The sequence below is a fragment of the Sulfuricaulis sp. genome (assembly GCF_049587675.1).
GTDB lineage: Bacteria > Pseudomonadota > Gammaproteobacteria > Acidiferrobacterales > Sulfurifustaceae > Sulfuricaulis.
The window spans coordinates 1-8,502 of the sequence record NZ_JBAVEJ010000031.1 but is presented as its reverse complement, the minus strand read 5'-3'; the positions used below and the strand labels follow the sequence as shown (position 1 = coordinate 8,502).

Genomic DNA, 8,502 nt, shown 5'->3' with positions numbered 1-8,502 from the left:
AAACTAAACATGACACCTATTCGGGTGTCTACTTTTAATTGGGCCGCAAATATAAGCGTATGACCGAACCGATTGAAATTTTCTTTTCATACTCTCACGAAGACGAGCAGTTGATGGATGAAGTGCGGCAACACCTCGTTATCCTTGAGCGCCAAGGCCTAATTCTCAAGTGGCATGATCGCAAGATTCCGCCTGGGTCTGAGTGGAAGTTAGAAATCGACGCGAGGTTAATGAAGGCGGCGATTTTTCTTCTTTTCATAAGCTCACGATTCATGGATTCCGATTATTGCTACGAACAAGAAATGAAGGAGGCTCTTCGTCGGCACGATGCCGGCGAAGCGCACGTAATTCCCGTGATTCTCTCACCTTGCCTTTGGCAAACGAGTCCGCTGGGCAGACTGCAGGTCCTACCGAGAGACGGTCGCCCCGTGACCAGTTGGGAGAATCGAGACGAAGCGTGTTTGGATGTTGCGCAAGGCGTGCTTCAGGTAGTTCGCAGACTACGTCACGATTCAGCGGACAGCCCATCAGGGAAGACATTCAGCCGCTCTTCGGGCGCGCCCTCGACTAAAACGCTGATATATTGTTCCAGGTGTGGATGTGTCGCCGGAACCCAAAGCGTTTGCACTGGTGCATATACTCACCACGACTTCCGCACGGGCGTGCATGCCACATACTGTCGACGCTGTGGGTTGAAGGTCGGCACCCAAGGTGTTTGTACGGGTGCCTATACCCATCACGAGTTCGTAAATATGGCAGATGCCAGTTACTGTAGAAGATGCGGAGCTCGTGCTGGTATTCAGAGCATCTGCACTGGAGCATATACTCACCATGACTTCATATCTGGGTGACCTCTTTCGGCCCAACCTCCCACTTGCAGCCGCCGCGCCGGATTTCACGGCAGAGCGGATCGCCGCGGCTGAAGCGAAAAGCCTTTAGCTAAAAATCTCTTTCAGTCTTCGAGCCAGGAATGCTCGCCAGTAGACTTAGCCGAATAGGCCCTTGATCTTATCCAGCCACGAGTGCTCACGGGGATTATGGCGCGCCCCGCCCTCTTTCACCGAGAGCTCGAATTCCTGCAATAGCTCCTTCTGCTTCGCAGTCAGGTTCACCGGGGTTTCGACGCTGATGCGGCAGTAGAGGTCGCCGGTCTGGCCGCTGCGCACGTTGCGCACGCCCTTGCCGCGCAGGCGGAAGAGTTTTTCGCTCTGGGTGCCGGCCGGAACTTTGATCGAGGCGCGGCCGTCGAGCGTCGGCACTTCGAGATCACCGCCGAGCACCGACGTGGCGAAGCTCACCGGCATTTCGCAATAGAGATTGTCCTGTTCGCGCTTGAACAGCGCATGCGGCTTGAGCCGCACCTGCACGTACAGATCGCCCGGCGGTCCGCCGTTCTCGCCGGCTTCGCCCTCGCCCGCGAGCCGGATCTGGTCGCCCTCGTCCACGCCGGCGGGAACTTTCACGGACAACGTCTTGGTGTGTTGCACGCGGCCTGCGCCGTGGCAGGTCGGACAGGGATCGGTGATGGTTTTGCCGCTGCCGTGGCAGTTGGGACAGGTTTGCTGGATCGAAAAGAAACCCTGCTGCATTCGCACCTGGCCGTGACCGGCGCAGGTACGGCAGATCGTGGACGAGGTGCCGGGCTTGGAACCGCTGCCCTTGCAGGTTTCACACTGCTCCATTGCCGGCACGCGGATCCGTACTTCCGTGCCCTTGACCGCATCTTCGAGCGAGAGTTCGAGGCTGTAGCGCAGATCGGCGCCGCGGAACACCTGCGCGCCGCCGCGGCCACGCCCGCCGCCGCCGAAGATATCGCCGAACACGTCGCCGAAAATATCGGCAAAGTTACCGCCGCCGCGCGCTGAATAAAATCCACCCGCCCCGCCAGCGGCCGCGGGATCGACGCCGGCGTGCCCGAACTGGTCGTAGGCGGCGCGCTTCTGCGCGTCGGAAAGAATCTCGTAGGCCTCCTTGGCCTCCTTGAACTTGGCCTCGGCGGTTTTGTCCGGATTGCGGTCCGGATGATGTTTCATCGCCAAACGCCGGTAGGCCTTCTTGATATCGGCCTCCGAGGCGTTGCGTTCCACGCCGAGTATCTTGTAGTAATCTTCTTTTCCCATTCGTGCTACCTGTCCCGCATGAATGTCCGGCCTTCAAACAGCAAAGGCACAGTGGTCAATCGCGACGCCCACTGTGCCCTCGTTTCCCGAGCAAGCTGTGTTTACTTCTTGCCCTTGTTCTCTTTCACTTCCTCGAATTCGGCGTCGACCACGTGTTCCTTTTCCTTGGCCTCGGCCGTTTCGGCGCCGGCGGTTTCCGTGGCACCCGCCGATTCCGCGGCCTTGGCTTGGGCGTACATCTGTTCGGCCATCTTGTGCGAGGCTTCCATCAGCGCGTCGGTCTTTTTCTTGATGTCGTCCTTGTCGTCGCCGCGCGTGGCTTCCTCGAGCTCCTTGATCGCGGCCTCGATCTTTTCCTTCTCCGCGGCCTCGAGCTTCTCGCCCATTTCCTTCACGGACTTGCGCACGCTGTGCACCAGGCTGTCGCCATGGTTGCGCGCCTCGGCAAGCTCGCGCGCCTTGTGGTCTTCCTCGGCGTGCGCCTCGGCGTCCTTCACCATCTGCTGGATTTCGGCCTCGCTCAGGCCTGATCCGGCCTTGATGGTGATCTTGTTTTCCTTGTTGGTGGCCTTGTCCTTGGCCGACACGTGCAGGATGCCGTTGGCGTCGATGTCGAACACGACCTCGATCTGCGGTATGCCGCGCGGCGCCGGCGGAATGTCACCGAGGTCGAAACGGCCAAGCGACTTGTTGCCCGCGGCCATCTCGCGCTCGCCCTGCAACACGTGCACCGTCACCGCCGTCTGGCTGTCGTCGGCGGTGGAGAACACCTGCGAGGCCTTGGTCGGGATGGTTGTATTCTTCTGAATCAGTTTGGTCATGACGCCGCCCAGCGTCTCGATGCCGAGCGACAGCGGCGTGACGTCGAGCAACAACACGTCCTTCACCTGTCCACCCAGCACGCCACCCTGGATCGCGGCGCCGACGGCGACCGCTTCGTCCGGGTTCACGTCCTTGCGCGGTTCCTTGCCGAAGAAATCCTTCACCAGCTGCTGCACCTTGGGCATGCGCGTCTGGCCGCCGACCAGGATCACGTCGTCGATCTCGGAAGCCTTGAGTCCGGCGTCCTTGAGCGCGACCTTGCACGGCTCGATGGTCTTCTGGATCAGGTCCTCGACCAGCGCTTCGAGCTTGGCGCGCGTCATCTTGATATTAAGATGCTTCGGGCCGCTGGCGTCGGCTGTGATGTACGGCAGGTTCACTTCGGTCTGCTGGCTCGAGGACAATTCGATCTTGGCTTTTTCCGCGGCGTCTTTCAGGCGTTGCAGCGCTAGCGGGTCCCTGTGCAGGTCCACGCCGGCGTCCTTTTTGAATTCGTCCGCGAGGTAATCGATGATGCGTTTGTCGAAGTCCTCGCCACCGAGAAACGTGTCGCCGTTGGTGGACAACACTTCGAACTGATGTTCCTTGTCGACTTCGGCAATCTCGATGATGGAGATGTCGAACGTGCCGCCGCCTAGGTCATAGACCGCGATCTTGGAATCGCCCGGCTTCTTGTCCATGCCGTAGGCGAGCGCCGCGGCGGTCGGTTCGTTGATAATGCGTTTGACGTCGAGACCGGCGATGCGCCCGGCGTCCTTGGTCGCCTGGCGCTGGGAATCGTTGAAGTAGGCCGGCACGGTGATGACCGCCTCCTTCACTTCCTCGCCGAGATAATCCTCGGCAGTCTTTTTCATTTTCTGCAGCACGCGCGCGGAAATTTCCTGCGCGGCCATGGCCTTATCCTTGATCTGTACCCAGGCGTCGCCGTTCTTGGCCTTGACGATCTTGTACGGGACCATTTTGATGTCGCGCTGCACGACTTCGTCTTCGTACTTGCGTCCGATCAAGCGCTTAATGGCATAAAGCGTGTTGGCGGGGTTGGTGATCGCCTGACGCTTGGCCACCTGGCCCACCAGCACTTCGGCGTCGTCGGTGTACGCCACGATCGACGGCGTGGTGCGGTCACCCTCGCTGTTTTCGATCACGCGCACCTTGTCGCCTTCCATGATCGCGACACAGGAGTTGGTTGTGCCCAGGTCTATACCGATGATTTTCGCCATGTGTTATTGCCTCAAAGTTCCAGTATTAGGTGTATTTCTAGCTTTCAAAATGGGGTTGGCCCGGGGCTTTTCAAGCCTCGCCGGCCGGTTTGGCCGTGGCCGGGGCAGCCCGGGATACCACCACCATGGCCGGGCGCAGCAGCCGGTCGTTCAGGAGATAGCCTTTTTGCACCACATTGACTACATGGCCCGGCGGTACCTCCGCTGAATCCACCATGCTGATGGCCTGATGCCGCTCGGGGTCGAACTTCTGCCCCTTCGGGTCCAGCAGTGTCACGCCGAATTTCTGGAAAACACTGTCCAGGAGTTTCAGGGTCAGGTCCAGGCCTTCATGCATCTTTTGCACCGCCGGGCTTGTGTCTTTCGGCAGTTCCACCATCCGCGCTAGGTCCAGACTGTCACGGACGGAAATGATTTCGGCGGCGAAACGATCCAGGGCATATTTGTGCGCGGCTGTCACGTCCGCCTCGGCGCGCCGGCGGATATTTTCCGCTTCGGCCTTGGCGCGCAGAAACCGGTCCAGGTTTTCCCCGGCCTCGGTGCGGGCCTGTTCCAGCTCGGCGCGCAGTTGATCGATCTCCGGGACCGTCTCCAGATCGTGCGACGCGCCTGCCTCCGGGCCCGGTGTCGCGGTTTTGTCCGCCGCCGGGTCGCTCGGGGCTTCCTTATACTGACTCATTACATTACCTCCACGCTGAATACGCTCATAATGAATGGGGCTAACGGTTCGTGGATTCAAGCCGGTTGGCGCGCTCGCCGCTGCTCAGCGCGCCGCTCAGGAGCCGCGCGGTAATGTCGACCATGGCAATCACCTGCTCATAGGCCATGCGGGTGGGGCCGACCACCCCGAGGGTTCCGACGATGCGGCCATCCGCGCTATAGGGTGCCGTGACCACGCTGCAGTCGGCCAGCACCTCGTAACCCGATTCCGAGCCGATGAAAATCTTCACGCCGCCGGCGCGCATGCTCTGGTCCAGCAGATGCAGCAGGTCGCTCTTGGCGGTGAAAGCGTCGAACAGCTTGCGCAGCTTGCGCACATCGCCGAGTTCCGGGAAATCCATCAGCTTGGATTCGCCGCTGACCACCAGTTCCTCGGGCTCTTCCTCGGTGCTCAGGGCCGCGCGCGCCATGCGCACCGCGACCTGCATGATCCGTTGCATGTCGTCGCTGGCCTGCTGGATTTCGTTCAGCAGCGCGCGCTTCACGTCGTTCATCGACACACCGGAGTAGGTTTCGTTGAAGTAGTTGGCGGCCTGCACCAGTTCTGACGGCGAATATTCGCGCTCCGCCTGGATGATCCGGTTGTGCACCTGGCCGTCCTGGGTTACGAGGATCACCAGGATGCGCTGGCCCGAAAGGCTCATGAAATCGATGTGGCGGAAGGCCAGTTGCTCCTCGCGCCGCGGCGCCGTCACGATGCCGGCGAGATTGCAGATCTCGGACAGGATATGGGAAGCGTTTTCGATCAGGTGATGGGGATCGTGATTGGCGAGAAGTTCATGCTCGAGCTTGTACAGCTCGCCGGCATTCAGGGGCTTGACCTTGAGCAGGGTATCCACGAACACGCGATAGCCGCGCTCCGTGGGCACGCGCCCGGCCGAGGTATGCGGCGAGCGCACCAGCCCCATGTCCTCGAGGTCGGACATCACGTTGCGCACCGTGGCCGGCGACAGCTCGAGTCCCGCCTGGCGTGCCAGGGTGCGTGAACCCACTGGCTGGCCATCGGCGATATATCGCTCGATCAGCGTTTTCAGCAGGATTTCCGCGCGTGCGTCCAGCGTCATGTCGATTTCTCTATATGATAGTGGCGACTTTAGCACTCTCCCCTGTAGAGTGCCAAGCCCGATGCATCTGTCTCCCGGCACTTTTTCCATTGGAAAACGTGGGGGCTGTCACAACGATGCCTGCCACGCATCGGGAATCGTGCGGAATGCAGCGCGAGTCGCCGGCGACAGCGACTTTTCCGGATAGTCGCCGTGTACGATTGGCCCAAGATCGCGTGCGTGCTAGCTTTAACCCAATCCTGCCGGCCAACACCTTTGATGGAGAATTCATGAAAAAACTTTCATCTGGCATTCTCACCGCCCTTTTCCTCTGCGTCTCATTCGCTTACGGCAGCGATTCCTTCAGATTAGAGAATGGAAAACTGCTGGAAAACGGGATGACCAAAGGGGATGTCATCGATACCGCGGGCGAACCAAAAATGAAAGATCCATTCCGCAAGGGCGAGGGCGATACGGAAAAAAAGGAAGTGTGGACCTATTTTGTGAATAATACGTTCGGAACTCCTTCAATCGTATCGGTCACCTTTGAAGGGAACTCAGTCGTAAAAGTCGAAGTGAAACAGAAAACATCGATATAGATATAGCTCATGGATAAAAAAATCAAAACCGTTGGGCTGTTCGGCAAGTACCAGGACCGGACCGTGGCCGAACATATCCTCCGGCTCGAGGAGTTTCTGCTCGGGCGGAAGCTCAAGGTGCTGTTCGATCAGGCCACGGCGGAGCATATCGCCGGCGCCAAGTCCCCGGCACGCCCGCGCGAAACGATCGGCGGCGAAATCGAACTGGCTATCGTCGTCGGCGGCGACGGCACCTTGCTCAACGTGGCGCGCGACCTCGCGCCGCATCACGTCCCCATCATCGGCGTCAACCTCGGCCGGCTCGGTTTTCTCACCGACGTCCAGGCCGATCATATGACCGTGGAGATCGGCAAGATTCTGGACGGCGACTACCAGACCGAAAGCCGGCTGCTGTTGCATGCCGAGATCATGCGCAAGGGCCGAATCGTGCATACCGCCATCGCGCTCAACGACGTCATTGTCAGCAAGGGCGAACTGGCGCGCATGATCGAATTCGAGACTTACCTCGACGGCGAGTTCGTCCACAGCATCCGCGGCGACGGCATCATCATCACCAGCCCGACGGGCTCCACCGCTTACGCATTGTCCGCGGGCGGTCCGATCCTGCATCCCGCGCTCGAAGCCATCGCCGTGGTGCCGGTCTGCCCGCACACGCTCTCCAACCGCCCGATCGTGTTTTCCAGCGACAGTATCGTGGAGATTCTGGTGGCCCGGATCGCCGACCAGCATGCGCACGCCACCTTCGACGGTCAGTCCACCTTCTCGCTCGAAGACAACGACCGCGTTTACGTGCGCCGCGCGGAAGCCGAGGTCGAGCTGCTGCATCCCTCGGGCCGCAGCCACTTCGAGGTGATGCGTATCAAGCTGCATTGGGGCCGGAAAATCTGATGCTCACGATCCTGCACATCCGCGATTTCGCCATCGTCCGCGAGCTGGAACTGGATTTCGAACCGGGCTTCACGGTACTCACCGGCGAAACCGGCGCCGGCAAGTCCATCCTTATCGACGCCCTGGCGCTGGTGCTGGGCGACCGCGCCGACAGCGACGTGATCCGCCACGGTTGTGCGCGCGCCGAGATTTCCGCCGGCTTCGCGCTGAAGCCATCGCACGACGCCGCCAAATGGCTGAAGGAACACGACCTGTTCGAGGACCGGGAGTGTCTGCTGCGGCGCGTGGTCGAGGTCGACAAGCCTTCGCGTGGTTTCATCAACGGCCGGCCGATGCCGATCCAGATGCTGCGCGAGCTCGGCGAACACCTCGTCGACATCCACGGCCAGCACGAACATCAGTCGCTGCTGCGACGCGACGCGCAACGCCAGATCCTCGACGATTTTGCCGGGCTGGAAGATTCCGTTCTCGCCCTCAACGGTCAGTATCGCGAAATGCAGTCGTTGCACGAACGTCTCGAATCGCTGAAGCAACAGACCGCGGACCGCGAGGCCCGCACCGAATTGCTGCGCTTTCAGGTGCGCGAACTGGACGCGCTGGGGCTGGCCGCCGACGAGATCCCCGCGCTCGAGGAGGAGCACGCGCGGCTGGCCAACGGCGCCGAACTCATCGAGGGCGTGCAGGCTGTGGCCCAGGCGGTGCAGGAAGACGAAGAGCTGGCCGTGTCGCGGCAACTGGCACGCGCGCTCAACCGGCTGGAAACCCTGGCGCATTACGATCCCAAGCTCGGCGAGATCGTCGCACTGCTCAACGAAGCCGCGATCCAGGTCGACGAGGCCGGCGGACGTCTCAACCATTATCTCGACAGTCTGGAGCTCGACCCGGCGCGCCTGCAAACCGTCGAGCGCCGCCTGTCCACCGTTCACGACCTGGCGCGCAAGCACAAGATAAAACCCGAAGAGCTGCCCGCGGTGCACGCGCGGCTGCGCGCGGAACTGGATGACATCGAAAATTACGACGTCAATCTCGGTAAGCTGGAGGAAAATCTGGCCACGGCGCGTGCCGCCTATTTCAAGGACGCGAAGGACAT

General features: G+C 60.6%; 8 protein-coding genes. 4 read left to right on the top strand and 4 right to left on the bottom strand.

All coding sequences use genetic code 11. The annotated features are described in order from the left end of the window. Positions 1 to 59: 59 nt before the first annotated feature. Positions 60 to 851: a toll/interleukin-1 receptor domain-containing protein gene (locus WB402_RS01275; protein ID WP_424204969.1), complete on the top strand. Its 792-nt coding sequence runs from the start codon at positions 60 to 62 to the stop codon at positions 849 to 851. 135 nt (positions 852 to 986) lie between these two features. Here WB402_RS01275 and dnaJ read toward each other — a convergent pair whose 3' ends face one another. The 4 genes from dnaJ to hrcA form a co-directional block, all read right to left on the bottom strand. Further along, the gene (gene dnaJ, locus WB402_RS01270) at positions 987 to 2,120 is read right to left on the bottom strand and encodes a molecular chaperone DnaJ (protein ID WP_424204968.1); all 1,134 of its coding nucleotides are present in this window, start codon (positions 2,118 to 2,120) and stop codon (positions 987 to 989) included. 101 nt (positions 2,121 to 2,221) lie between these two features. Next, positions 2,222 to 4,162 (bottom strand): molecular chaperone DnaK, encoded by a 1,941-nt coding sequence (dnaK, locus tag WB402_RS01265; protein WP_424204966.1) that lies wholly within the window; start codon positions 4,160 to 4,162, stop codon positions 2,222 to 2,224. Positions 4,163 to 4,232: 70 nt separating this feature from the next. Continuing rightward, positions 4,233 to 4,841, bottom strand: coding sequence for a nucleotide exchange factor GrpE (gene grpE, locus WB402_RS01260; protein ID WP_424204964.1), 609 nt, complete (start codon positions 4,839 to 4,841; stop codon positions 4,233 to 4,235). Positions 4,842 to 4,881: 40 nt separating this feature from the next. Further along, positions 4,882 to 5,946 carry a heat-inducible transcriptional repressor HrcA gene (gene hrcA / locus WB402_RS01255; protein ID WP_424204962.1) on the bottom strand — a complete coding sequence of 355 codons (1,065 nt, stop codon included), beginning with the start codon at positions 5,944 to 5,946 and terminating at the stop codon, positions 4,882 to 4,884. A 146-nt stretch (positions 5,947 to 6,092) separates the two neighbouring features. Between hrcA and WB402_RS01250 the strand changes: the two genes are divergently transcribed. The 3 genes from WB402_RS01250 to WB402_RS01240 form a co-directional block, all read left to right on the top strand. Continuing rightward, positions 6,093 to 6,524, top strand: coding sequence for a hypothetical protein (locus tag WB402_RS01250; protein ID WP_424204960.1), 432 nt, complete (start codon positions 6,093 to 6,095; stop codon positions 6,522 to 6,524). Between the two features lie 9 nt (positions 6,525 to 6,533). Beyond that, entirely contained in the window at positions 6,534 to 7,412 is an 879-nt protein-coding gene (locus WB402_RS01245; RefSeq protein ID WP_424204958.1) for an NAD(+) kinase, read from the top strand. Further along, a partial coding sequence (locus WB402_RS01240; protein ID WP_424204956.1) for a DNA repair protein RecN occupies positions 7,412 to 8,502 on the top strand: 1,091 nt, incomplete at its 3' end. The genes WB402_RS01245 and WB402_RS01240, both read left to right, overlap by 1 nt.

Coding starts and splice junctions, on each gene's coding strand:
- dnaJ (WP_424204968.1), bottom strand. CDS start 2,120: ATGGGAAAAGAAGATTACTACAAGATACTCGGCGTGGAACGCAACGCC.
- dnaK (WP_424204966.1), bottom strand. CDS start 4,162: ATGGCGAAAATCATCGGTATAGACCTGGGCACAACCAACTCCTGTGTC.
- WB402_RS01245 (WP_424204958.1), top strand. CDS start 6,534: ATGGATAAAAAAATCAAAACCGTTGGGCTGTTCGGCAAGTACCAGGAC.
- grpE (WP_424204964.1), bottom strand. CDS start 4,841: ATGAGTCAGTATAAGGAAGCCCCGAGCGACCCGGCGGCGGACAAAACC.
- WB402_RS01250 (WP_424204960.1), top strand. CDS start 6,093: ATGCAGCGCGAGTCGCCGGCGACAGCGACTTTTCCGGATAGTCGCCGT.
- hrcA (WP_424204962.1), bottom strand. CDS start 5,946: ATGACGCTGGACGCACGCGCGGAAATCCTGCTGAAAACGCTGATCGAG.
- WB402_RS01275 (WP_424204969.1), top strand. CDS start 60: ATGACCGAACCGATTGAAATTTTCTTTTCATACTCTCACGAAGACGAG.